We start from the raw sequence: 21,609 nt of genomic DNA, 5'->3' as shown, positions 1-21,609 counted from the left end.
CGGTTTCAGATGTATTATATCATTTTTCATTTCTATTTTCCAAAAAATAAAAAAACAGACCATGTGATGCCTGCTTTGTAATTTATCTTGATTTTTCTAAAGAAGGAACAATCGCTGCTGTTAAAATGACGGCGATAACAACTTCAGCAATGGAATTACTTGTAATAATCAGCTGAATAAGTCCTGCGAAAGTCATCCCTGTGTATTGACCAAAAAATAAAGTAATGAAACTTAAGACAAGTACTGTATTTGTAGCTGTACCTACAAAAGCAGCAATACCTGCACCTGTACGTGTTTTCATGGCTTTATAGATAAAATAAGGAAATACACCAATGAGGATCCGAGGGACAATAGCAACTACTAAAGCCCAGAGGGAACCATGATTTGTACCAGGAATGGGTTGAAGTGGGCTAAACACGTAACTCAAAGGTGTAGTAAGGATTGTGGAATTAATAACGCTGATAATTCCCATTACAAGCCCTAAGAAAGCACCTTTCCGTGCACCTAAGACAATGGAACCGATGATTACAGGAATATGCAAGAGTGTAGGCACAATAGGCAATGGCCACACGCTATAGACGATTTGGCTCAAAACTTGCACGACAACCATGATAGCAATAAAGATTGCAAGGATGGCAATATCGGATGCTTTTGATTTTTTCATGTTTTTAAATTTCCTCAATTTTAGTAGCTTGATCCAGCATATCAACAATGGTATCAATATTTGCGAGTGCGCCTTCACCAAAGTCTCCACAAGCTAAGAGAGATTGTTTGGGTTGTATAACATTGTATCCTATTGATTTTAAAATATCAATATTTTTCATCGTTAAAGGATTGGCATACATATTAGTATTCATAGCAGGAGCAATATATTTGGTTTTGCTTGGATGTAGCGCAAGGGCTACAGAAGTTACAATATCAGAAGCGGCACCATGAGAAAGGCGACTTATGGTATCCGCTGTGGCAGGAGCAACAACAAAAATATCAGTGTGTTTTGCGATATCGATATGATTAACAACATCGGGATGTTCTTCATCCATAATATCAAGGTGTACTTTATTTTTAGATAAAACTTGCAAAGTTAAAGGTGTAATGAATTGTGTAGCTGCTTTTGTCATCAAAACAGTAACATTATGGTTCTTTTTGTTGAGCATCGAGACGATATCTGCAGCTTTGTAGGCTGCAATGCTGCCAGTAACAGCAAGAGTTATATTAGCCATGATAAGCCTCCTCGGCTTTTTTTACAATTACTTGAGCAATTTGTGGTTTAGTTTGAAGCTGAGTAATATCCGCAGAACCACTAACTAAGAAGGCTAGATGGTTTTCTCCTTGGATATTAGCTAGATCATTTGCAATAATAAAATCAGCAGAAGTTTCTTTGAGTTTGCTTTGGGCAACCTCCAGCAAGTGCTCCTCACTGACGCCAGAAAGGAGTTTAAAGCCAAAAAGAAGAACTTCAGGTTTCCATTTTTTAATAAATGAAATAACTTTCGGTGTTTTTTCCAAGAGCATCATTTGGTAATCAGAATTTGAGGATATTTTTTTCTGTACTTCAGGGCGGAAATGAATGAGCTGTTCTTTTGTAAGTGGCTGTGGCAAGTCATCTACCCCAGTCATATAAACAGGACGATAATCAGAAACTGCCATACTGTGGACAACAACATCGACTGCTGGAAGAAATCTTTCTACATTATTTAGTAAATCTTGTGTATCGCCAATTGGGATAACAGTTAAATTTTCTTGTTTTGAGGGTAGCTGTGCAAAACGTCCAGCTAACAAAATAACCTGATGTCCGTGTGTCAAAAATTCTTCAGCAGTTAATTTTCCTAAACTACCTGTCGCGAAATTAGTGATACCGCGGACGGTATCAATGGACTCAGTGGTACCACCTGCTGTAATTAAAATCTTCATGGCTTTATTTTAACCTAAGTCTTTTCGCAATGCAAGAAGAGTATACCCCGCTAGGTAACAAAATCAAGAAAGCGGTTGCAATAGTTAGGGAGATGAACTATAATTTAAAATGAAAAAGTCAAAAAGAAAAGAGAGCAATATGCTGACAGAAGAAATTAGAAATAGTTTTTTACAAGTTTTAGAAGAAGGTGTTAAGCCCGCTACAGGTTGTACAGAGCCTGTGGCTGTGGCCTATGCTGCTGCAGTATGCCGCACATATTTAGAAGATCCCCATATCGATCGAATAAATATACGGGTGTCCGCTAATGTAATGAAAAATGCCTTGGCTGTAATTGTTCCTGGAACGAAAGAAGCTGGAGTAGAAGTAGCTGCAGCTGCAGGTGCCCTAGCAGGAAATGCTGAAGCTGGCTTGAAGGTAATTTCTGAACTCTCGCCAGATATAGTTCCAGAAATTATTAGCCTTGCTCGGTCAAACCAAGTGAAATCTGAAGTTGCTTCTGTAGCAGATAAATTGTACGTTGAAGTTAGCATAGCTTCAGGGTGTGAAACAGTTACAGTTAAAATTGCAGGGGGGCACACTTCCATTTATTGGATACAAAAAAATAAAGAAGTGATTTTCAAAAAAGAAAAACTTCAATCTAATGAAGAAGCAAGTAGTGTTGAATTTTTAAAAAAGTGCAGTTTTGCGGAAATCTGGGATTTTGCAATTAGTCAAAATCTGGAAGATATTTTACCTTTAATAAAAGCACAAGAATTAAACATGACTTTGGCTTCAGAAGGTTTAAGCAATGATTATGGGATGGGGATTGGAAAAGCGTTACTTAACCACAGAAGCCTTTCAGATATTAGTCTTGAAGAGCAAATTGTTATTTGTACAGCTGCAGCTTCAGATGCACGTATGGGAGGCTGCCAGCATGCAGCAATGACAAATTCTGGCTCAGGAAATCAAGGAATTACAGCTACAGTTCCTGTTTGTGTCTTTGCGCAAAATAGGAGTGTAAGTGAAGAAAAACTTATTAGGGCATTAACTCTTTCACATCTTACAGCTCTTTATATTCATGCATTTTTACCTTTACTTTCTGCTTATTGTGCTACAGATTCGGCAGCAATGGGAGCAGCAGCCGGTTTAATTTATCTCGAATCAGAGGATGAAGAAAAGGCTGAGATGGCAATTAAGAACATGATTGGTGACGCAGTAGGAATGATTTGTGATGGTGCAGGTTTTTCTTGTGCACTAAAAGTAGTGAGCTCTGTATCCTCAATGTATCGTGCAGTACAGCTGGCTCAGTCAGGTGTGGTTATTCCAGCAACAAATGGGATTGTTTCAGGAGAGGTAGATGACTGTATCCGTGATTTAGGACTTTATGTTTCTAGCGGAATGCAGAATTCTGATCCTGTCATATTAGATATTATGATGCATAAGAAATAAAATCTAGAAAAAGAAAAAGCTTAGAGAAAACTCTCTAAGCTTTTTTCTTTATTGTTTAGGTTCACCGTGGGGATAAAAATTATCTTTTGCCATCTCATCATAGATGACATAAATAGCTTCACGAGGTGCTCCAGTATGTTTCATCACAGACTCTGTGATCTCTTTTGCTAAAGCTTTTTTGGCTTCAGCACTACGTCCTTCAACTAATTCAACATGTACAAATGGCATAGTAATCCTCCTTAGGATTGTTTAATATGCTTTTATTTTATCATTTTTTTTACAAATGAGCATCTTTTTAAATAGGGGTAACATAAGGATAAAAAAATAGTACACTTTCCAAGCTCATTTTTTTGATTTAATAATTTTATAATTTATAATTATTCATATAATGTAATTTTGGGAAAAGTCACAACATTTTAATGTTTGTGATTTTACTAATAAAATAGCTTGTTTTCACTTATTTCAGGGAAACTAGATATAGAGGAGGAGTTGAATAAAAAAATGTTTGTTGAATAAATATTGTTAAAATAGGAGGATATATTGTGAAAAATGGAAAAATTATTTAAAAAGTAGTCAATATATAAAAAAACATTTATTATCAACCGGTATATCAGGAAATGTACTTCTAGCAGGTGTCGTAGTAGCTGGGGCTTATACGCTATTCCCTAACCCTATCGTTGCCAATGCTGCGGTATTAGGAGTAGAAATCTTTGGGGATACCACCTCTTCAAACAACACGACTTCAAGTCTAGCTAACCCCTATCCAGAAGGGTCACAACAAAATGTAAACTTTACAATTTCAGGGAATTCTGCAGTAACTACGAATGTCTTATCTGGTACGCGATATGCAGTCATTGTTATTCCACCAGAACTACGGGGAACGATAACACCGGGACAGGCAACCGGAAGCACCAATGTCTCGGTTGATTTGACTAAAGTTCCACTAATAACAGGACTAGTGGGAACATTAAATAATACGTTGAGTGGTTTAACAAGTATTGTTGACACAGTGACGAGTACAGCAGGACTGAAGTTTGATACCTCGCGACTCTATGCTGATTTGAATTTATTGTCCAATGTAATGACCATTGATCAAGGTGGAGCTATACTATAAAAGTGGACAGAAAATTGTGTGTTATAATCTGTCTATTAAGACACAAAAATGAAAGGACTTTTATGTCAGGTTTTAAACGTTACGATGAGGAATTTAAGCAATCTCTCGTTAATCTCTACCAAACAGGTAAAACTCAATCCGAACTCTGTAAAGACTATGGTGTCTCCCCTTCTGCACTTGCAAAATGGATCAACCAGTACTCTCAAGTTCGTCTTGAAGATAATACGGTCTTGACTGCTAAACAGATTCAAGAATTACAAAAAAGGAATGCCCAACTCGAAGAAGAAAATCTTATCTTAAAAAAAGCAAGTGCCATATTCATGCAAAACTCCAAGTGAGATTAAAAGCAGTCTATAGACTCCGATTTGAACACACGACAGTTATGCTCTGTCGTGTTTTACATGTCAATCGTTCCACCTACTATAACTTCATAAACAAGAAGCCCTCAAAACGTGAAATAGAAAATCAACGCTTGAGAAAATTACTCCTTGAGATTTATATGAAAGCCAAGAAAAGAATTGGAACGAGAGCTTTTAAAATTATTCTCCTGCGTGATTATGGCGTTAATATTTCTGAGGGGCGTATCTTAAGACTTCTCAAGTCTATGACACTCCCTAAAATGTCAACGATTAAACCTAGAGTTAAATCAAAACACTCTCCTGCATTTTCTTCTGATAATCTCCTTAAACAAGAATTTAATCCTAAGTCCCCGAATCAAGTATGGACAACTGATTTCACTTATATTTCTATAGGACATAGACGGCATGTTTATCTCTGCGCCATCCTTGACCTCTACTCTAGAAAATGTATTGCTTGGAAAGTAAGTGACAGGATTGATGCTAAACTTGCCTGTGACACATTAGGGATGGCTATAAATAAGAGGAAGCCTAAGGAACCAATCATTTTTCATTCGGATCAAGGTAGCCAATTTAAATCAGCTTCCTTTAGAAAAATATTAGATGAGCATCAATTGCTTGCTTCTTACTCCAAACCTGGATATCCTTATGATAATGCTGTCACTGAGGCCTTTTTCAAGTACCTCAAACAACGGGAAATAAACAGAAGAACTTATCACTCCATTCAAGAAGTTCAACTCTCTTGCTTTGAATACATCGAACAGTTTTATAACAACTATAATCCTCATTCCGCAAACAATGGTTTAACTCCAAATCAGAAAGAAGAAAACTATTTTAAGAAAATATAGCTCATTTTGTGTCTAAATATTTGACATTAGTCCAAAAACACTAGGGTTTATATTTCAGGACATAAAAGTGAAAATGGCACAATTGAATTGGTCTTTAAAAATATTTCGCGTGAAGAACTCGGAGAAAATAGTCAAGAATTGTCGCAGCGGTTCAAAAGAGGCGATTTATCGAGGAATACAACAGGTTCAGGCTTGGGGCTAGCTATAGCTCAGTCGATTGTGGAAGCACATGAGGGACGTTTCCTTTTAGAAACAGATGGAGATTTGTTTAAAGTAACTTTGTCCTTCCCGAGTTTAGAGCTTGAATAAAATAAAAAAAGCACTATGTAGATAGTGCTTTTTTTATTTTATTTTTTGTGGTGATCAAGTTTTTCTTTGACATTATCAACTGCATCTTCTGATGCATCTTTAATGTCTGCAGCAACTTCCTTCACCTTACCGATTGTTTTATCAAGGACGCCTTCAGCTTTTTTCTTGTTGTCACCTGTAACATCACCAACAACTTCTTTAGCGTTACCTTTGAGTTTGTCTGTTGTACCTCTGTCGACCATAAAAAATACCTCCTTGTTGTTTATACTTTTATTCTACTGGTTATTGTTTCCTTTTGCAAGGTATTCAACTCGTAAATTTTTTAAGCACCTGATTTATAGGATTTTCTGATGTATGACAGTTTTTATAGAAAACCTAATGCACTATATTTGACTCTGTGAGATTAAACTGCTAAAATTTATCCTAAAGTGACACTGTGTCATTTATAAAGTCAAGGGAGGAAAAAATGCCTAAAGCTACATATCTAAAACTTCCAGAAGAAAAAAAACAACGCATCTATGCGGCTTGTAAAACCGAGTTTGCGGATAAACCCTTCCATCAAGCCACGGTGAGAAATATTGTGCAGAGTTTAGAAATCCCTCGGGGGAGTTTTTACCAATATTTTGAAGATTTAACAGATTGTTATATCTATGTTCTGTCTCAAGAGACAAGTGAGCTTCACCAGCTTTTCTTAGATGCGATTAAAAAATATCCGCTTGAAAAAGCCTTAGATGAATACAAGCATTTGCTACTAAAGGAACTCGTACATAATGAAAATTACGCCATCTACAAATATCGCTTTTTAGATTGGAATCACGAATTGACATTAGCTTGGAAAAAGTATAATCCTCAAACATTTGTAAGTAAAGAGCCTGTTTCGCCAATGATTTCTGTGTTTAAAGCAGTTGTGCACGATCTTGTTTACAGACTATTTGCAGAAGAGTGGAGTGATCAAGAATTTGTTGCGCACTATGACAGTGAAGTCGCAGTGATTATGAATGGCCTCTCAGGCAGTCAAAATCATCAATAAAGAAGAGAACGAAGAGATCTTCAAGGAGTTGTATTATGTTTTTATCACTTAAAGAAATATTTTATTACAAGACAAGGTACACTTTGATTGCAACGATCATATTTTTGGTTTCTTATGTTGTTTTCATATTGTCAGGCCTATCAACTGGTCTTGCCAACCAGTTTAAACAAGCTGTAGTGGATTGGAATGCAGAAAAGATTGTTCTGTCAGACAGTTCGAATAACATTCTGTCTGCTTCGCAGATTTCAAAAGCAGAGTTAGATAATATTGATGGAAAAGAGTTGTCTCCCGTTTCAGTTTTTTCAACTTCTATTAATCAGGGAGAGAATAAAAGAGAGAATATTACGGTTATGGCGCTCCCAATAGGTTCCGATATTCTACCACAAGTCAAGGATGGCATTGATTTTTCAGAAGACAAGAAAGAAATCGTCATCCCAGAAAATCTTGCTGACAAGGGCTATAAAGTGGGCGACAAGATAAAGGTAGGGAATAACGATACAGAGTTAAAAATCGTTGGTATCGCCAAAGCGACCTACTACTCAGCAACACCTGTCGTCTACAGTTCATTTGCTACGCTTTCCGCAATTAAAAACATGAACGCAACAGCCGCAGAGGATTCTGTTAATGGTGTCATTGTAAAATCGGGTCAAGTAACCTTGAAAGGTTCAAGTTCAGATAAATTGAAAGTCATCACAACTTCTGAACTTATCAACAATATCCCAGGTTATTCTGCACAGAAAACAACACTGAGCGCAATGATTTATTTCTTGTTCTTGATTGTGCTGCTCATTATTGCTGTCTTTATGTATGTTATTACGCTTCAAAAAGTTCCAATCTTTGGTATTATGAAGGCGCAAGGGATTTCAAACTTCCTTATCATGAAGTCGATCTTATGGCAAAGTTTCTGGCTAGCATTGGTCGGTGTAGTTGCAGCTTTTGGTGGGAGCTATTTCACAAGCTTCGTGCTACCGCAAGCTATGCCGTTTGCAATTGATTTTTCTATATGGACAATTTATGGGCTCATATTGATTGTCGTATCAATACTGGGTTCTGTATTTTCACTGTATACGATTAGAAAAATTGATCCTACTCAAGCGATTGGAGGTTAATAATGAAAGATATTCTACATATGGATAAAGTCACAAAGAGCTTTGGTAAGGGGCGAACAGAAGTTCAAGCCTTGAAAGGCATTGATCTACGGGTACAAGCTGGGGAGTTTATCTCAATCATTGGTCCTTCAGGCTCTGGTAAAAGTACTTTTCTAACAATTGCTGGAGGGCTTCAGTCTTCAACAACAGGGACAACAAAAATCAATACGATTGATTTTAATAAACTCTCAGAAAAAGAACGTTCAAAAGTAAGATTTAAAGAAGTGGGTTTTATCTTACAAGCTTCGAATCTCATACCTTATTTGACTGTCAAAGAACAGTTGAAACTTGTGGATAAGATAAATAAAAAGAACATTAATCGAGGTAAAATAGATGAAATGCTCGACTCTTTAGATATTTTAGAGCTACAAGATAAATATCCTGGGGAACTCTCTGGTGGGGAACGTCAACGTGTTGCAATCACACGTGCACTCTATAATGATCCAAGCTTGATTTTAGCTGACGAACCGACAGCCAGCTTAGATACAGAAAGGGCTTATCAGGTTGTGGATATTTTAAGAAAAGAAGCACATGAAAAAAATAAAGCCACTATTATGGTCACCCATGATTCGCGGATGATCAAAAATAGTGACAGCGTATATCGTATTGAAGACGGCAACCTCTTTAAGGTAGACAATCCTTGAGGGAGGATAAATAAAAAATGAGGGATAACTCCCTCATTTTTTACGGTTTATATTTTACGACGTTTTAAATAGAAGTAAGAGACGATGAGAATAAGAAAACCGCCAATCGAAAGAAGAGCTAACCCGTAAAAAATATGCGCAGCACTTAGATGTGATGATTGTGGATTAATTAATTGTAGGAAAAATGTTTTTGAATTATTTTGCTTCTCAGTAAGAAACAAGAGGAAAATAATGAGAAAGAATTGATGAATCAAGGAACCTTTTTTTTGAGTTGTGTTTTTTAGAAGAATACGGTGGTCTTCGGGAATATGAAGTGCCATGAAATACTGGTTATTGAGCCATTTATTTAGGAGAAAATGACCATAGCTTAATAAGAAAAAACTAAAACTCAGAGCAGAAGGTACTAACGTCATCAATAACCCAAGCACTAATCCCAGTAAAATGAAATTATCCATGTGTGGGACCAATTGAGTGATTTTCTTATAAGTTGCTAATGCGATGACCATTCCTAAAGCATAAGGCAGGTACAATAAAAGATTTTCTGAACCTTTACCAAAGATATTGATGACATAGAGAGAACCGAATAGAAAAAGAAAATTACCAATTGCACCGTTAAGAAAAGTTAAGATATTTAGGGAAAGTGGTATTTGATAATTCCGGTATTCTTTTCTCGTCTTGTAAATAAGAAAAACAAAGAAAAAACTAAAGCCTAGTAATGAAACCCCAATAGCCAAGGCAGAACTTAGAAGTCTTCCCGTACGTAAGAGGATTAATAGAAGGCAGAGCCCCGTAAAAATAAATAGGTCTTTTTTAGAGAGATATAGAGCGGCTTCGGGTTTCATTCTGTTAGTGAGAACCTGTTTACCTACGGCTTCATAGGCATATCCAAGAGCAATTGCATAAAACAAAATGTATAAGCCAAATGATAAGGAAAGTCCCAAAGTCCCTGAAAGGGTCAATCCTGCAAATAAAGCAATCAAAGCTAAGAGAAGAAGAGGATAGGAAGTTTTCTTTTCCGTATTTGGCTGAAAGTGATTAAGTGTGACTGTCGCAGTAGGAAGCCATGAGGCGCTTAAACCAATAAGAACGCCTGCAGGCAGATATAACCAAGAATTCAAGGGGCCAATAAAAGCAAACACAGAACCTGCAAGGCCTGTATACAAGGATAGAATAAGAAGTTCTAAACTAGAAATAGTATTTTTAATGGCACGGACCAGAAAGACGCCAAGGATACGACAAGTATAGTATAAAGCGAAGGGTAAAACAGAACGTTCAGTTATTCCATCATTTAAACTAAGAAAAAGCAAGAAGGGCACCATGATAACGGTATTGGAAAGGACCACTAACATTGACTTTCCCCAATCATAAGCTATTTCACGTATTTTAATTCTCATTTTTCTACCTCTAAATTTTTGCTAAGAAACAAAATGAATTATCTGAATTATTATATCACGTTGCCTATAAAGATAACAGGGAGTTGTGAACAAGAGAAAAATCAAAGAAGGAAGCAGTCTATATTAAAAAAATGAGTGAGATATTCTTAAACCTTAAAAAATGATTAAATTGAACAATCAACTCGTTTAAGTTATAATAGATGCAATAAGGAGGGATTTATGAGACATATGAAAGAGAACAGTATGTTTTTCTAAAAAGATATATACTCTAAATCCCGCCAAAATACAGAAGTAAATAGTAGGGAGTGTAGTAGTGAAAAAGATTGAATTAAATGTATCGAGGGTGATTTATGGCTTATTGGGCTTAACTTTAACCTTTGATGTGCTCTTGTCATTAAGTCAACGCACACTTTATGAAAATTTAAGTTCAGTTCTATTGCTCGTAGCTCCAATCCTGATCATGGTTTATATCATTTCGACACAAAGTGGTAGAAAGAGTACGTGGAAAACAGCACTTTTGTTTTTAATGCTCTTTCTAATTTTTGTCCTTGAAACGGGCGTTGTGATTGGGCACGGTTTAAGTCCAACACCGCTCTTCAATGTTTTAGCGGTGATTGCATATACAGGTCTCATAAGAATTTTCCTAGAAAAGAAGTGGACAATGGAGTTGGCTACTTTGAAAAGATGGACCTTTGGACTTTCAGGATTTTATCTTATCCTTGCACTCATCTTTGGTTTTTTTTACGGTAAATCAAATTCCAACTGAAATATACAGCAATGTTCGTATCTTTTTAGTTATACTGACCTTGGCTGTTCAACTTTTATTGCTTGGTCTTTCAGGCGTAATTTTATTTAATAAATTAAGAAAAAGTATTGGAAATTTTGCTTGGGGCCTTACGGTAGTGCTTCTCGGCATTTTTGGAGGTATTCTTTTCTATGTACTACAGGCTGACGTCAATGCACAGCTAGTAGCCCGCTTTTTATTGCTTGTCCAAATCGTTATGGCAATCTCATTGATTATCGAAAGCATCTATACTGGTCTTTCCAATTACTTTAAGCCATACAATAAGATACTGCTTTACTTGGTTTCTATCTTGCCACTTGTTTTTCTTTTCGAAAATAAATTCTGGGGCATGAGCTATTTGAAAGAGATTTTTGAAATCATGATTAGTAAATTGACATTTTTTGCAGTATTTTTCTCAATTCTCACTTTTATTTATTATACGATAGAAACAATCTTGCTCTGGTATGCTTACAGTACAAAAAGCTATACGAGTGATCTCAGTCATGTTGAGATTGAAACGAATTATCGGATCATTGTATTAATTCCTTGTATGAACGAAGAGTTAGTCATCAAAAACACTGTGAAAAGCTTGTTAAATACCAATTATGAAAATCTTGATATTTATGTGATTGATGATGCCAGCATTGATAATACGGTGCAAGAAGTTCAAGAATTCCAAGGTAATAAGAGATTCCATCTTCTCCAAAGATTTCAGCCTCAAGCGCAGCAAGGAAAAGGTGAAGCACTCAATTGGGCTTATAAAAAAATAACGGATTCCTATATTGATAAAGGTTATATTTTTGAGGAAACACTTATCACTATTATTGATGCAGACTCAAGTGTGGCAACAGATTACTTTGACAAGGTAAATTTGGTCTTTAACTCGGATTTTGAATTGACTGGTTTACAATCAAAAGTACAAGTAATCAACCGTAACAGAGACATATCACAAGATTTGGAATTTGGTGAGATTATTAATGCGACTCAATCTTTGCGTAGTAAAACAAATACCGTAGCCTTTGGTGGAAACGGACAGTTTTGTAAACTTAGCACTCTGTATTCTTTGCATGAAGCACCATGGACAACATCGCTAGTAGAGGATTTTGACCTTTCTTTACGTCTCTTTTTATCTGATATATATAATGTACGTAATGTCCAATATGATGATATTAAAATCAAACAAACAGGAATCTATGATGATACGATGTCCTTAGTTAAACAGCGCGTGCGGTGGGCACAAGGCAATATCCAAACCTTTAAGTACATATTCCCTATTATCAAATCAGAAAATTTAGAGTTCAAACAAAAATTAGAGCTGTGTTTTACCCTGATAAAACCTTGGTTGATGGCTATAGAATATGTAGTCGTTATTTACACAGGCGTTGTTTTATTTGGCACATTGCTGCTTTTTGGTTTAAACGATGCAGTGAAAAGCTTTGTTATAATCTTTGCCTTGATGGTACTCTACATTTTCCTTATCAATGTTGTCTGGGCAGTCCTGTATAATAAAAACTCTCAGGAAAAATTCAGATGGGGCCATGTTTTAAGCGATGCTTACTATTTGACCAAGTTTTTGATTGTTCTCAGTCAAATCTATCCGCAAGCGACACTCAGATATTTCAGATCGCAAAATACATGGGATAAAACGAAACGTCAAGCTTAATTTTTCATAAAAAATTGTAAAAAGAAAGGATGCAACTTGAAAAAATATATCTTACAAGAGAATAATTTTGTTTATTTTTATAATAAAATATATGATCATGCGCATAGTATAAAAGGAGTGGAGTGCGTGCTTCGTGAACAAAATGATAAGCAAGAATGGGTCCTTCCACAAAATATCGATGACTTACCTTTTTTCATACTCAAAGATAATGTAAAAGAAAGCATCAAAGTTGCGAATCCCGAACATTTTAAAGTTGTCATTAAACTTACGCTTGAACAATTTCTGAGTCGCAAGTTTAAAAAGAATATCAAAACGATTGCTGAGTCACTCCAACCATTTGACCTTATTATTGAAATATCTCATAATGAGATTGTGAAAAAGAAGAAGAGTCTAAGACGTGTCAGTCGTAGAATTACAAAGTGCAAAGCCTATGGTATCAATTTTTCTATCAATAATCTTGGAGCCGAATTCTATTTTGCCCGCAACATTCATCGCTTGCTTCCTTTAATTGATGTATTGAAGTTAGATATGCGACATTTTAATGATAAAGAAAAATGGATTGATTTAACCATTAAGTTTTGGAAGAAACTGGCCAATAAATATCAACTTGAGTTAGTTGTGTCCGGTGTTGAAACGGATGAAGATGAAAAACTTGTTGATTTATTAGACATCAATTTGAGGCAGGGTTATCTCTATGGCCCACCTCAAGCAGTGATTGACTGAGAAAACTTTTTACCCCTGAACAGAAGGAAAGAGCTTTTCAGTATATTTGAGGAGAAAAGTAGGCTTGAAATTTGACGAATTAATTTTTTATAGACAAAAAATTTGTGATTTTACTCAAAATGACAAAGAAGAATACGAACTGTTATTGAGATATAAACATGCTGATGTTTGTTATTTCCCGTCGGAGATGTTTGATGAGATTGTTTCTGACCATCAGCTCCATAATTTATACCTTCAAAGGCTGGAAGTCCTCTTGGAAGAACAGCTCAGTAAGGATGATTATATTTATTCCCTGAATCTGGATTATCAAGAACTTTATTTTGAAGAAACGGTAGAATTTTTGAGGACATTTAAATATAGGAACAGGTTAAGATTAGAACTCACAGAGCGGTTGCCCGTAAACTGTCAAAATGAAGAAGACTTCTTGCCGATTGAAGCCATCCAAACGCTTAAGAATTTGGGATATGCGATTGCTCTAGACGATTTTTTATCGGGGATAAATCATTATAAAACGCTATTCATCCTAGATGATTATATTGATCGTGTAAAGATTTCAGCCTTAGATTTTAACAGTTATTTATCACCTACTAAGTTAAAGGATTTTATATTTTCAATTGTTGATACGATTAAATTTCTTAAGAAGGAGATTGTAATTGAAGGAGTTGAGGTGGAAGAGCTTCTCGCAAGTTTTCCAAAAGAATGGCTCCAACAAACTTATTACTATGATAGACCGCATAGCTTCTAATAAAGGAGAAAAAAGATGATTCATATTGATGACATATTAGGCAGTAACTTTATTGATAAAATTTTTTAATGCCTACCGTTCTAGGTATGATGTTTATTGCTAAGTATATGATTCAGTATTATCAGTTGGATCGAAATAAAGTCACTGCTTATATCTTATATTCGAGCAATTTTGCTTTATTTATAATTTTACTTAAATTTCTGTTTAACGACATTGACCAGGGTTCGCCCTATGGTTATATTATTAGTGATATTTCTTTAGTCTTTATTGCGATTTCGGTCGTTTATTTAGTTGCACCCCCTACCAAAAATATTGAATACGAGGTGTTGCCACAGTTTATTATATATTATGGACTTTATTTGCATGTTTACGGTTTTGATATCCAATCCTCTCTCTTAGTGCTTTCCGGATTGACTATATTTTGGCTTGTGATTTATGTGCTATGTAATTATAAGGAATTGATTTCGAAATATTACATTTCCTACTTTTTCCTTAGTATATTTATTACCCTTGCAGCAATATTAGTAGCTTTTTCGCAATTTGACATTCCAATGAGCTATGTGCTTGGTATTTTAGGAAAGGTATTAGCTGTGCTAGTTATCGCGAAGATCGCGATACATTTAATCAGTATTATTGCCTTGATGTACTCGGATTTAAAGAAAGATGCTTATATAGATGCTTTAACCGATACTTATAATCGTAAAAAGTTTGAAGAAGTCTTGAAGGAAATTTTAGACAGTAAGAATGTTCCACTTTTTTCGATTGCTTTGTTTGACGTGGATTCATTTAAATGTATCAATGATTCCTATGGACATTTGGCAGGAGATTATGTGCTGCGGGAGATAAGTTATGGCATTAAAGATACTTTACTTCAAGAGCATAATAATGGTCAACTGTTTCGATATGGTGGTGATGAGTTCTTTGTGCTCTTTAGAAACCAGTCTGGGGATAAGGTCAAAGCAATAATGGATGATATCCAAAAAAATATCTCGGAAAAAGATTTTATCTATAATGATACCTTATTAAATGTTTCTATATCTGTAGGTGTTTCAGAAATAAGAGATGAAAAAAGTCTGAAGGACATTATTGATAAAGTTGATAAAAACTTATATGTCGCAAAAGCAAACGGGAAAAATCAAGTCTTCTATATGTAAAGAAGAGTAGAAATGGAGTAGACATGAAAAAATAATGCTCGTTTTTGGTACACGACCAGAAGCAATTAAAATGGCACCCTTAGTCAAAGCTATTGAGAAAGATGAACGTTTTGAAGCTGTAACGGTGGTCACAGCGCAACACAGAGAAATGCTGGATCAAGTTCTCGATATTTTTCACATTCAACCTGATTACGATTTAGATATCATGGGAAAAAATCAAAGCCTTAGTCAAATTACCACACGTGTTATTGACGCCATTGATCAAGTGCTGGTAGAAGAAGCACCAGATATCATGCTTGTTCATGGAGACACCTCGACAACTTTTGCAGCCTCTATTGCTGCTTTCTATCATAAAGTAACTTTGGGACACGTAGAAGCAGGATTGAGAACTTGGGACAAATATTCACCTTTCCCAGAAGAAATGAACCGTCAAGTCACAGATGTGCTCTCCGATATTTACTTTGCACCAACTGAAGAAAGCAGACAAAATTTATTAAAAGAAAATCATCCGGATGAGAATATCTATGTGACAGGTAATACTGCTATCGATGCTTTACGATATACTGTACCAGCACATCTTCAAAAGGATCGTCGCCAGATTCTGGTGACGATGCACCGCCGTGAGAATCTGGGTGAACCAATGGAAAATGTTTTCCGTGCCATCAAAACGATTTCCGAAGAATATGTCGACTTTGAGGTAGTTTATCCACTTCATAAAAATCCAAAAGTGAGAGAAATTGCTTATCGCATTCTTGGCGACTTGCCGAATGTGCGACTGATTGAACCATTAAATGTGGTTGATTTTTATCGTATGGAAAATGAAAGCTATCTTATCCTGACGGACTCAGGTGGTGTGCAAGAAGAAGCACCTTCTTTTGGTGTGCCTGTCCTTGTGTTACGTGATACAACAGAAAGACCAGAAGGCGTAGAAGCAGGCGCCTTAAAATTAGTCGGTACAGATGAAACCGATGTTTATCAAGCCATACGGGAACTTCTTGATAACGAAGAAGCCTATAATGAAATGAGACACTCTAAAAACCCTTATGGTGATGGACATGCCAGTGAAAAAATACTTGATGCTATCGATCAGCATTTTAAACATTGAACACCATGAAAATCGTAATAAAATACTCTGACTTCTTATAAGGTCAGAGTATTTTATTGCGAGAAATTATCCTCACTATTTGTATTATAAAAAAATCAGATATATAAAAGTTTTTTCCTCGCGTTTTTGAGGGAAACTGATATAATGATTCTAAGAAACTGAGACAATATTATTTTATCCTCTCGTAAAGTTTCTGGAGAAGTATGTACTTCTACCTTTTATAAAAATGAAAGAGGTTTTTGTATGAGTTATGCGAATGAAAAATCGTTTAACAAAGCTACTTCAGCGGGCTTTATAATCGCGCTTGGAGTAGTTTATGGTGACATTGGGACAAGCCCTTTGTATACCATGCAGTCTATTGTTACTGGACAAGGAGGCTTGCAAAATATTTCAACGGACTTTATCCTTGGTGCGGTTTCCTTAGTTATCTGGACACTGACCTTGATTACAACCGTTAAGTATGTGCTGATTGCCCTCAAGGCCGATAATCATCAAGAAGGTGGGATATTCTCCCTCTTCACCTTAGTTCGACGGATGGCTAAATGGCTGATTATCCCAGCAATGATAGGAGGGGCCACCTTACTTGCAGATGGGGCTTTGACTCCAGCAGTTACAGTTACCTCTGCTGTCGAGGGCCTAAAAGGAGTTCCTGGTTTAGGAGAAATCTACGCCAACCAGTCATGGGTTATTGTTACAACGCTTATCATTCTGGCTATACTCTTCCTTATTCAACGTTTTGGAACCGGCCTAGTCGGAAAACTTTTTGGACCGATAATGCTTATCTGGTTTAGCTTTTTAGCTATCACAGGTCTTTTAAATTCCTTTGCGAATCTTGAAATTTTTAAAGCAATCAATCCTTACTATGCTGTCCATCTCTTGTTAAGTCCAGAAAATAAGGCAGGGCTCTTTATTTTAGGTTCGGTATTCTTGGCGACTACCGGAGCAGAAGCCCTTTATTCTGACCTTGGACATGTGGGCAGAGGCAATATCTATGTCAGCTGGCCTTTTGTAAAACTTGCAATTGTTTTATCTTACTGTGGACAAGGGGCTTGGCTTTTGGCGCATAAAGGTGGCGATTTGGGAGGTATCAACCCCTTCTTCGCCGTAATCCCTACAGACATGATGATCTATGCCGTTGTTTTAGCGACTTTAGCTTCTATTATCGCTTCACAATCTCTGATTTCGGGATCATTTACCTTAGTTTCAGAAGCCATCCGCTTGAAGCTTTTACCGATGATGCGGATTTACTATCCAGGGAAAACTTTAGGTCAGCTTTATATTCCAGCAGTCAACTTGATTTTATGGCTTTCGACAAGTGCGATTGTACTTTATTTTAGAAGCGCGGAACACATGGAGGCAGCTTATGGTCTAGCCATTACTGTCACTATGCTTATGACAACAGTACTTCTGGCATATTATCTCGTTTACCGAGGCTTAAAGAAACCTTTGGCTTACCTGATAGCTGCATTCTTTGCTAGTATTGAATTGATTTTCTTTATTGCCTCAGCAGCCAAGTTTGTTCATGGAGGCTATGTTGTAGTGATTATGGCGGCCATGATTATATTTGTGATGTTTGTTTGGTTCCAATCAAGTAAAAGTGTGAACAAACATATTAAGTCACTGGATCTCAATGATTTCAAAGGACAATTGAAAGAACTCAAAGAAGACAAGGAGATGGATCTCTATCAAACCAATCTCGTTTATTTGAGTAATAAAATGGAAGGTGATTTTATTGACCGTTCTATCCTATATTCAATACTTGATAAACGTCCTAAAAAGGCGGAAGTTTACTGGTTTGTTAATGTGAAAGTTACTGATGAACCATGGACTTCCGAATATGAAGTTGATATGATGGGAACAGATTATATCGTTAAAGTTCATTTGTATCTAGGGTTTCGGATGAAACAAGAAGTGCCCCGTTATCTTCGGACGATTGTTAAAGATTTAATAAAATCAGGACGATTGCCTAAACAAGAGCAAAAATACACCACAATGCCTGGTAGGGATGTTGGTGACTTCAGATTTGTAGTTATCGAGGAACGGGTGACAAATGCACAAAAACTTCCAGCTTTTGATCGATTCGTCTTGAAAGCAAAAGCCCGAATCAAGCGCTATACAGCAACACCAGATCGCTGGTTTGGCTTACAATTTTCGGAAGTGTCACTTGAGCGGGTGCCATTAATATTATCAGATGTATATAATTTGAGCATCAAAGAACGTCCAAAACTAGAAGATGAAGGTGAAGAAGACATAAGCTATTAGTATAGATACAATTAACCAGAACAACTGGATTTTTCCAGTTGTTTTTTTGTCATGTCACTTGTTGAAGAGTTACTACAAAGTATCTAAGGCACCTCGGAGTACCTACTATACAAATAGTAAATCTTGCTATATAATGAGTGCTATAGAAACCTGTAATTCATAAGGAGGAAAATATGAAGGCAATAGAAGTATCTGAATTTGGTAACAGTAACGTTCTTAAGTATAAAGAGCTTAAAGACCCAGTTATGAAAGATGATGAGATTTATGTCAGCCTCAAAGCTGCAGCGGTCAACCCAGTTGAAACCTATGTGCGCCAAGGAACATACGCGCAACTGCCTTCGCTCCCTTATATCCCAAAGATGGATCTGGGATTGTCAAAGCTGTAGGTGCACAAGTGAAAAACTTTAAGGTAGGTGATCGTGTCTTTGTGACTGTAGAGAGTGATGCTCAGTTTGGAACATATGCGCAAGCAATAACATGCAAGGCCACAGAAGCGACCTTACTCCCAGAAATTATGACTTATAGTCAAGGTGCAGCACTAGGATCGAGCGGCTTAACCGCCCTTTATGCCCTTAAGCAAAAAGCGGGCCTTAAGTCTGGAGAATATATACTTATACATGGTGCAACTGGAGGAGTGGGGACACTTGTCCTTCAATTTGCCAAGCTGTATGGTGCCAAGGTTATTGCAACAGCAGGTTCTGAAAAGGGCCTTGAGATATTGAAAAAGCTTGGTGCAGACTATGTCTTTAACCATCATGCTGAAGGATATATCGAGAGAATACCGGACTTGACAAAGGATCATGGTCTTGATGTGATTATCGAAATGCTTGCAAATGTTAATTTACAGAAAGACTTAGATGCTATTGGCAACAACGGGCGAATTGTTATTATTGGTAATCGAGGGGAAGTAACCATTAATCCTCGTGTCTTGATGATGAAAGGGGCACATATCACAGGTCTAATGTTGGCAAATATCACACCAGAAGAAGTGGAGGAAAACACACACTTGTTACTGCAAGGTTTAAGTGAGGGTGTTAAACCTGTCGTTGATAAAGTATTCCCACTCGAGCAAGCTGCGACAGCGCAAGATTATATCATGGAAAACAAAGGAAGTTTGGGTAAAATCATTCTTGATACGGCAGCTGAATGATCTGAATAGATGAAAATAAAAAGGCAGGTTTTAATCTGCCTTTTTATTTTAGAAAAGCCTTGACTTTAGTGCGGAATCGTACTATAATGAAATGGTACGACTTCGCACTAAAAAGGAGCGGTTAAATGAAATATCGAGAAATAATGACACAATTTAGCACAGCGCTTGGCAAACTTGATATGACTTACGCGCTTGTGGCGCATGAATATAATCTGACTTTTAATGGACTAATGACGCTCTATATTATCGATGAAAGTGATACTGTCACCCAAAAAGAAATAAGTGAAATCTTATTTTTGCCGAAATCAACAGTACATAGCTTACTTTTGAAATTGCAAAAACAAGATATTCTTCAACTCACTAAAGGAAAAAATGAAAAGGAAAAATTTATCGTTTTCACTCCAAATGGAAGAAAAGTTTTTGAGGAGATTCAAGAGCAAACAGATATCTTTGAAACACAAGTTATAGAAGAATTCGGCTTGAAGAACACACAAGTATTTTTGGAGCAAACGAAAACTTTTACCGAAAGCTTGCTCGAAAAAGCACAGAGAGTTATGGAGGATAAAAAAGATGAAAATTGAAATAAGAGCATTTGATCCAAAGGATTATCAAAAAGCAATCCAGTTTGCTGTTAAAGGGATGAGCTTTGATAGGTACAGTAATAATAAAACCATCATCAATATGTATGCCAAAAATTTTCTATATTTTGAGCTGTCAAAAGCTACGCAAGCTATTGCTGCCTATGTTGATGGTGAAATGGTGGGCTTATTGCTCGCAGAGATATATGGAGAACCTAAACTGAAACAAACGTTTGGCCAAAAAGCTTACATGAAGACTTTTAACTTTTTGCGGTCCTTTTCTAAAAACAAAGGCTTAGACACTTATGAAGCTACGAATAAAGAATTATTACGGTCGTATAAAAGTGAAGCATCACCTGAGGGCGAAATTTTGTATTTGGCTGCTGATCCCGAGAAAAAAATCAAAGGTGTAGGTACCGCTTTAATCAATGAACTCACGGCGCGGGAAGCTGGAAAAGAAATATTCCTCTTCACAGATACGGGCTGTACTTATCAATTCTATGAATACAAGGGTTTTCATATGGCCGGAGCTCGAGATATTCAACTTGATTTTGGTCAAAATCGAATCGATTTAACTGCAATGCTTTTTAGTAAAAAGTTAGCGCAGCAATAAACAATAAAAAACCGTAAGCTCAAAACTACGGTTTTTTATTGTTTATGGATGTAGAAGAAAAATACAATTGGGCTAATTTTTCTTTTTGGATAATATTAGTAGTATCAATGAAATAATCGCATTGCCATTTTTGGGCAGCCTGCGCGGTTTTGTTGAGTGAATTTTCCCAGGATGGGTAAAAACGCAAAGCCATTTTTCCAGTAATTCCCTTGTGTTTTAAAATCTTTTTTTCTCGAAGAACGCTCTTGGGAATGATAAACTGGCCACTCAAGGGTCCATCAATGACTGAAATGACAAGTTTATCGGGAAAAGCTTCAAAACTAAAGGGGATATTTTTGTTGTTGGTGTCCTTTTCCCAAAATGCTACAAAATATCCTTGTTTTTTAGGAGTTTTTTTAGCGCGACGACTTCGAAAAGATAGTCCATCTGCTTGAAAACAAAAACCTTCGTATTCAGAATTATAAGTATCTTTTGTAGGTATACTTGGAGATAAGCCTAAATCATTCAAAAGGGTCGTTATATAGGTCAGCGAATTATACATGGTTTAAGTTTACCACAAGTAAGAGAGAAAAAATCAAAGCTACTTATTTTGACACAGCAGCAATCAAAATAGTTTACAAAAAAATAGGAATGTAGTATCATTGACTAG

The 21,609-nt window shown here is 36.4% G+C and carries 24 protein-coding genes and 1 pseudogene; 18 read left to right on the top strand and 7 right to left on the bottom strand.

Features of this window, described 5'->3' with window-relative positions:
* Window positions 1-82: 82 nt before the first annotated feature.
* The 3 genes from P3G65_RS08910 to P3G65_RS08900 are packed head-to-tail and all read right to left on the bottom strand — an operon-like array spanning window position 83 to window position 1,911.
* Entirely contained in the window at window positions 83-664 is a 582-nt protein-coding gene (locus P3G65_RS08910; protein WP_003134176.1) for an ECF transporter S component, read from the bottom strand.
* Between the two features lie 4 nt (window positions 665-668).
* Window positions 669-1,220, bottom strand: a complete 552-nt coding sequence (gene coaC, locus P3G65_RS08905) for a phosphopantothenoylcysteine decarboxylase (RefSeq protein ID WP_003134174.1) — start codon at window positions 1,218-1,220, stop codon at window positions 669-671.
* Entirely contained in the window at window positions 1,213-1,911 is a 699-nt protein-coding gene (locus tag P3G65_RS08900) for a phosphopantothenate--cysteine ligase (protein ID WP_284071162.1), read from the bottom strand. Before P3G65_RS08900 ends, coaC begins: the two co-directional genes overlap by 8 nt.
* Before the next feature lie 139 nt (window positions 1,912-2,050).
* On the opposite strand from P3G65_RS08900, the gene P3G65_RS08895 reads away from it, so the two are divergent.
* Entirely contained in the window at window positions 2,051-3,340 is a 1,290-nt protein-coding gene (locus P3G65_RS08895; RefSeq protein WP_019291616.1) for a serine dehydratase subunit alpha family protein, read from the top strand.
* Between the two features lie 48 nt (window positions 3,341-3,388).
* On the opposite strand, the gene P3G65_RS08890 is transcribed toward P3G65_RS08895, so the two are convergent.
* Window positions 3,389-3,568, bottom strand: a complete 180-nt coding sequence (locus tag P3G65_RS08890) for a 2-hydroxymuconate tautomerase (RefSeq protein ID WP_014025285.1) — start codon at window positions 3,566-3,568, stop codon at window positions 3,389-3,391.
* A gap of 307 nt (window positions 3,569-3,875) precedes the next feature.
* Between P3G65_RS08890 and P3G65_RS08885 the strand changes: the two genes are divergently transcribed.
* The 3 genes and pseudogenes from P3G65_RS08885 to P3G65_RS08875 all read left to right on the top strand — a co-directional run bounded on the left by P3G65_RS08885 (window position 3,876) and on the right by P3G65_RS08875 (window position 5,967).
* Complete coding sequence (locus P3G65_RS08885; RefSeq protein WP_306723677.1) at window positions 3,876-4,454, top strand: adhesive domain-containing protein; 579 nt, start codon at window positions 3,876-3,878, stop codon at window positions 4,452-4,454.
* Between the two features lie 62 nt (window positions 4,455-4,516).
* Window positions 4,517-5,674: pseudogene (locus tag P3G65_RS08880) on the top strand (IS3 family transposase).
* A gap of 35 nt (window positions 5,675-5,709) precedes the next feature.
* The gene (locus P3G65_RS08875) at window positions 5,710-5,967 is read left to right on the top strand and encodes an ATP-binding protein (protein ID WP_324249118.1); all 258 of its coding nucleotides are present in this window, start codon (window positions 5,710-5,712) and stop codon (window positions 5,965-5,967) included.
* A gap of 38 nt (window positions 5,968-6,005) precedes the next feature.
* On the opposite strand, the gene P3G65_RS08870 is transcribed toward P3G65_RS08875, so the two are convergent.
* Entirely contained in the window at window positions 6,006-6,209 is a 204-nt protein-coding gene (locus P3G65_RS08870) for a CsbD family protein (protein ID WP_003134237.1), read from the bottom strand.
* 224 nt (window positions 6,210-6,433) lie between these two features.
* Here P3G65_RS08870 and P3G65_RS08865 point away from each other — a divergent pair, with 224 nt between their 5' ends.
* Genes P3G65_RS08865 through P3G65_RS08855 form a run of 3 tightly spaced genes read left to right on the top strand, consistent with a single transcriptional unit; the run spans window position 6,434 to window position 8,789 of the window.
* Window positions 6,434-6,997, top strand: coding sequence for a TetR/AcrR family transcriptional regulator (locus P3G65_RS08865; protein WP_003134238.1), 564 nt, complete (start codon window positions 6,434-6,436; stop codon window positions 6,995-6,997).
* A 35-nt stretch (window positions 6,998-7,032) separates the two neighbouring features.
* Window positions 7,033-8,106: an ABC transporter permease gene (locus P3G65_RS08860; RefSeq protein WP_284071161.1), complete on the top strand. Its 1,074-nt coding sequence runs from the start codon at window positions 7,033-7,035 to the stop codon at window positions 8,104-8,106.
* A gap of 2 nt (window positions 8,107-8,108) precedes the next feature.
* Window positions 8,109-8,789, top strand: coding sequence for an ABC transporter ATP-binding protein (locus tag P3G65_RS08855; RefSeq protein ID WP_003134240.1), 681 nt, complete (start codon window positions 8,109-8,111; stop codon window positions 8,787-8,789).
* A 47-nt stretch (window positions 8,790-8,836) separates the two neighbouring features.
* On the opposite strand, the gene P3G65_RS08850 is transcribed toward P3G65_RS08855, so the two are convergent.
* A complete protein-coding gene (locus P3G65_RS08850) occupies window positions 8,837-10,183 on the bottom strand; it encodes a hypothetical protein (protein ID WP_003134242.1) in 1,347 nt (448 codons plus the stop codon).
* Window positions 10,184-10,496: 313 nt separating this feature from the next.
* Here P3G65_RS08850 and P3G65_RS08845 point away from each other — a divergent pair, with 313 nt between their 5' ends.
* From P3G65_RS08845 to P3G65_RS08795, 11 genes are all read left to right on the top strand, one after another.
* Window positions 10,497-10,949: a hypothetical protein gene (locus P3G65_RS08845; RefSeq protein ID WP_019292820.1), complete on the top strand. Its 453-nt coding sequence runs from the start codon at window positions 10,497-10,499 to the stop codon at window positions 10,947-10,949.
* Window positions 10,915-12,630, top strand: a complete 1,716-nt coding sequence (locus P3G65_RS08840) for a glycosyltransferase family 2 protein (RefSeq protein WP_306723669.1) — start codon at window positions 10,915-10,917, stop codon at window positions 12,628-12,630. The genes P3G65_RS08845 and P3G65_RS08840 overlap by 35 nt, the downstream gene beginning before the upstream one ends.
* A 36-nt stretch (window positions 12,631-12,666) precedes the next feature.
* Window positions 12,667-13,353, top strand: a complete 687-nt coding sequence (locus tag P3G65_RS08835; RefSeq protein ID WP_029346261.1) for an EAL domain-containing protein — start codon at window positions 12,667-12,669, stop codon at window positions 13,351-13,353.
* Between the two features lie 64 nt (window positions 13,354-13,417).
* Window positions 13,418-14,098, top strand: a complete 681-nt coding sequence (locus tag P3G65_RS08830) for an EAL domain-containing protein (RefSeq protein ID WP_017370988.1) — start codon at window positions 13,418-13,420, stop codon at window positions 14,096-14,098.
* Between the two features lie 68 nt (window positions 14,099-14,166).
* Window positions 14,167-15,252 (top strand): GGDEF domain-containing protein, encoded by a 1,086-nt coding sequence (locus P3G65_RS08825; protein ID WP_003134246.1) that lies wholly within the window; start codon window positions 14,167-14,169, stop codon window positions 15,250-15,252.
* A gap of 34 nt (window positions 15,253-15,286) precedes the next feature.
* Window positions 15,287-16,357: a non-hydrolyzing UDP-N-acetylglucosamine 2-epimerase gene (gene wecB / locus P3G65_RS08820; protein ID WP_003134247.1), complete on the top strand. Its 1,071-nt coding sequence runs from the start codon at window positions 15,287-15,289 to the stop codon at window positions 16,355-16,357.
* Window positions 16,358-16,600: 243 nt separating this feature from the next.
* Window positions 16,601-18,619, top strand: a complete 2,019-nt coding sequence (locus tag P3G65_RS08815) for a KUP/HAK/KT family potassium transporter (RefSeq protein ID WP_003134248.1) — start codon at window positions 16,601-16,603, stop codon at window positions 18,617-18,619.
* A 173-nt stretch (window positions 18,620-18,792) separates the two neighbouring features.
* The gene (locus tag P3G65_RS08810; RefSeq protein ID WP_225666599.1) at window positions 18,793-19,005 is read left to right on the top strand and encodes a hypothetical protein; all 213 of its coding nucleotides are present in this window, start codon (window positions 18,793-18,795) and stop codon (window positions 19,003-19,005) included.
* Window positions 19,006-19,013: 8 nt separating this feature from the next.
* Window positions 19,014-19,769 carry an NADPH:quinone reductase gene (locus P3G65_RS08805; protein ID WP_230625268.1) on the top strand — a complete coding sequence of 252 codons (756 nt, stop codon included), beginning with the start codon at window positions 19,014-19,016 and terminating at the stop codon, window positions 19,767-19,769.
* Between the two features lie 125 nt (window positions 19,770-19,894).
* Window positions 19,895-20,350, top strand: coding sequence for a MarR family winged helix-turn-helix transcriptional regulator (locus P3G65_RS08800; protein WP_003134249.1), 456 nt, complete (start codon window positions 19,895-19,897; stop codon window positions 20,348-20,350).
* The gene (locus tag P3G65_RS08795) at window positions 20,340-20,960 is read left to right on the top strand and encodes a hypothetical protein (protein WP_003134250.1); all 621 of its coding nucleotides are present in this window, start codon (window positions 20,340-20,342) and stop codon (window positions 20,958-20,960) included. The genes P3G65_RS08800 and P3G65_RS08795 overlap by 11 nt, the downstream gene beginning before the upstream one ends.
* Window positions 20,961-20,985: 25 nt before the next feature.
* On the opposite strand, the gene P3G65_RS08790 is transcribed toward P3G65_RS08795, so the two are convergent.
* Window positions 20,986-21,501 (bottom strand): MepB family protein, encoded by a 516-nt coding sequence (locus tag P3G65_RS08790; RefSeq protein ID WP_003134251.1) that lies wholly within the window; start codon window positions 21,499-21,501, stop codon window positions 20,986-20,988.
* Between the last annotated feature and the right edge of the window lie 108 nt (window positions 21,502-21,609).

The organism is Lactococcus sp. bn62 (assembly GCF_029492705.2).
GTDB classification, from domain to species: Bacteria; Bacillota; Bacilli; order Lactobacillales; family Streptococcaceae; genus Lactococcus; species Lactococcus petauri.
Note: the sequence above shows the minus strand (reverse complement) of the source record. Positions and strands in the feature narration are given on the sequence as shown.

What these genes read in the sequence shown, in the direction of transcription:
- P3G65_RS08795 (WP_003134250.1), top strand. Translation starts at nt 20,340, where the DNA reads ATGAAAATTGAAATAAGAGCATTTGATCCAAAGGATTATCAAAAAGCA.
- P3G65_RS08825 (WP_003134246.1), top strand. Translation starts at nt 14,167, where the DNA reads ATGCCTACCGTTCTAGGTATGATGTTTATTGCTAAGTATATGATTCAG.
- P3G65_RS08850 (WP_003134242.1), bottom strand. Translation starts at nt 10,183, where the DNA reads ATGAGAATTAAAATACGTGAAATAGCTTATGATTGGGGAAAGTCAATG.
- P3G65_RS08810 (WP_225666599.1), top strand. Translation starts at nt 18,793, where the DNA reads ATGAAGGCAATAGAAGTATCTGAATTTGGTAACAGTAACGTTCTTAAG.
- P3G65_RS08800 (WP_003134249.1), top strand. Translation starts at nt 19,895, where the DNA reads ATGAAATATCGAGAAATAATGACACAATTTAGCACAGCGCTTGGCAAA.
- P3G65_RS08895 (WP_019291616.1), top strand. Translation starts at nt 2,051, where the DNA reads ATGCTGACAGAAGAAATTAGAAATAGTTTTTTACAAGTTTTAGAAGAA.
- P3G65_RS08865 (WP_003134238.1), top strand. Translation starts at nt 6,434, where the DNA reads ATGCCTAAAGCTACATATCTAAAACTTCCAGAAGAAAAAAAACAACGC.
- P3G65_RS08790 (WP_003134251.1), bottom strand. Translation starts at nt 21,501, where the DNA reads ATGTATAATTCGCTGACCTATATAACGACCCTTTTGAATGATTTAGGC.
- P3G65_RS08900 (WP_284071162.1), bottom strand. Translation starts at nt 1,911, where the DNA reads ATGAAGATTTTAATTACAGCAGGTGGTACCACTGAGTCCATTGATACC.
- P3G65_RS08890 (WP_014025285.1), bottom strand. Translation starts at nt 3,568, where the DNA reads ATGCCATTTGTACATGTTGAATTAGTTGAAGGACGTAGTGCTGAAGCC.
- P3G65_RS08855 (WP_003134240.1), top strand. Translation starts at nt 8,109, where the DNA reads ATGAAAGATATTCTACATATGGATAAAGTCACAAAGAGCTTTGGTAAG.
- P3G65_RS08870 (WP_003134237.1), bottom strand. Translation starts at nt 6,209, where the DNA reads ATGGTCGACAGAGGTACAACAGACAAACTCAAAGGTAACGCTAAAGAA.
- P3G65_RS08860 (WP_284071161.1), top strand. Translation starts at nt 7,033, where the DNA reads ATGTTTTTATCACTTAAAGAAATATTTTATTACAAGACAAGGTACACT.
- P3G65_RS08815 (WP_003134248.1), top strand. Translation starts at nt 16,601, where the DNA reads ATGAGTTATGCGAATGAAAAATCGTTTAACAAAGCTACTTCAGCGGGC.
- coaC (WP_003134174.1), bottom strand. Translation starts at nt 1,220, where the DNA reads ATGGCTAATATAACTCTTGCTGTTACTGGCAGCATTGCAGCCTACAAA.
- wecB (WP_003134247.1), top strand. Translation starts at nt 15,287, where the DNA reads ATGCTCGTTTTTGGTACACGACCAGAAGCAATTAAAATGGCACCCTTA.
- P3G65_RS08910 (WP_003134176.1), bottom strand. Translation starts at nt 664, where the DNA reads ATGAAAAAATCAAAAGCATCCGATATTGCCATCCTTGCAATCTTTATT.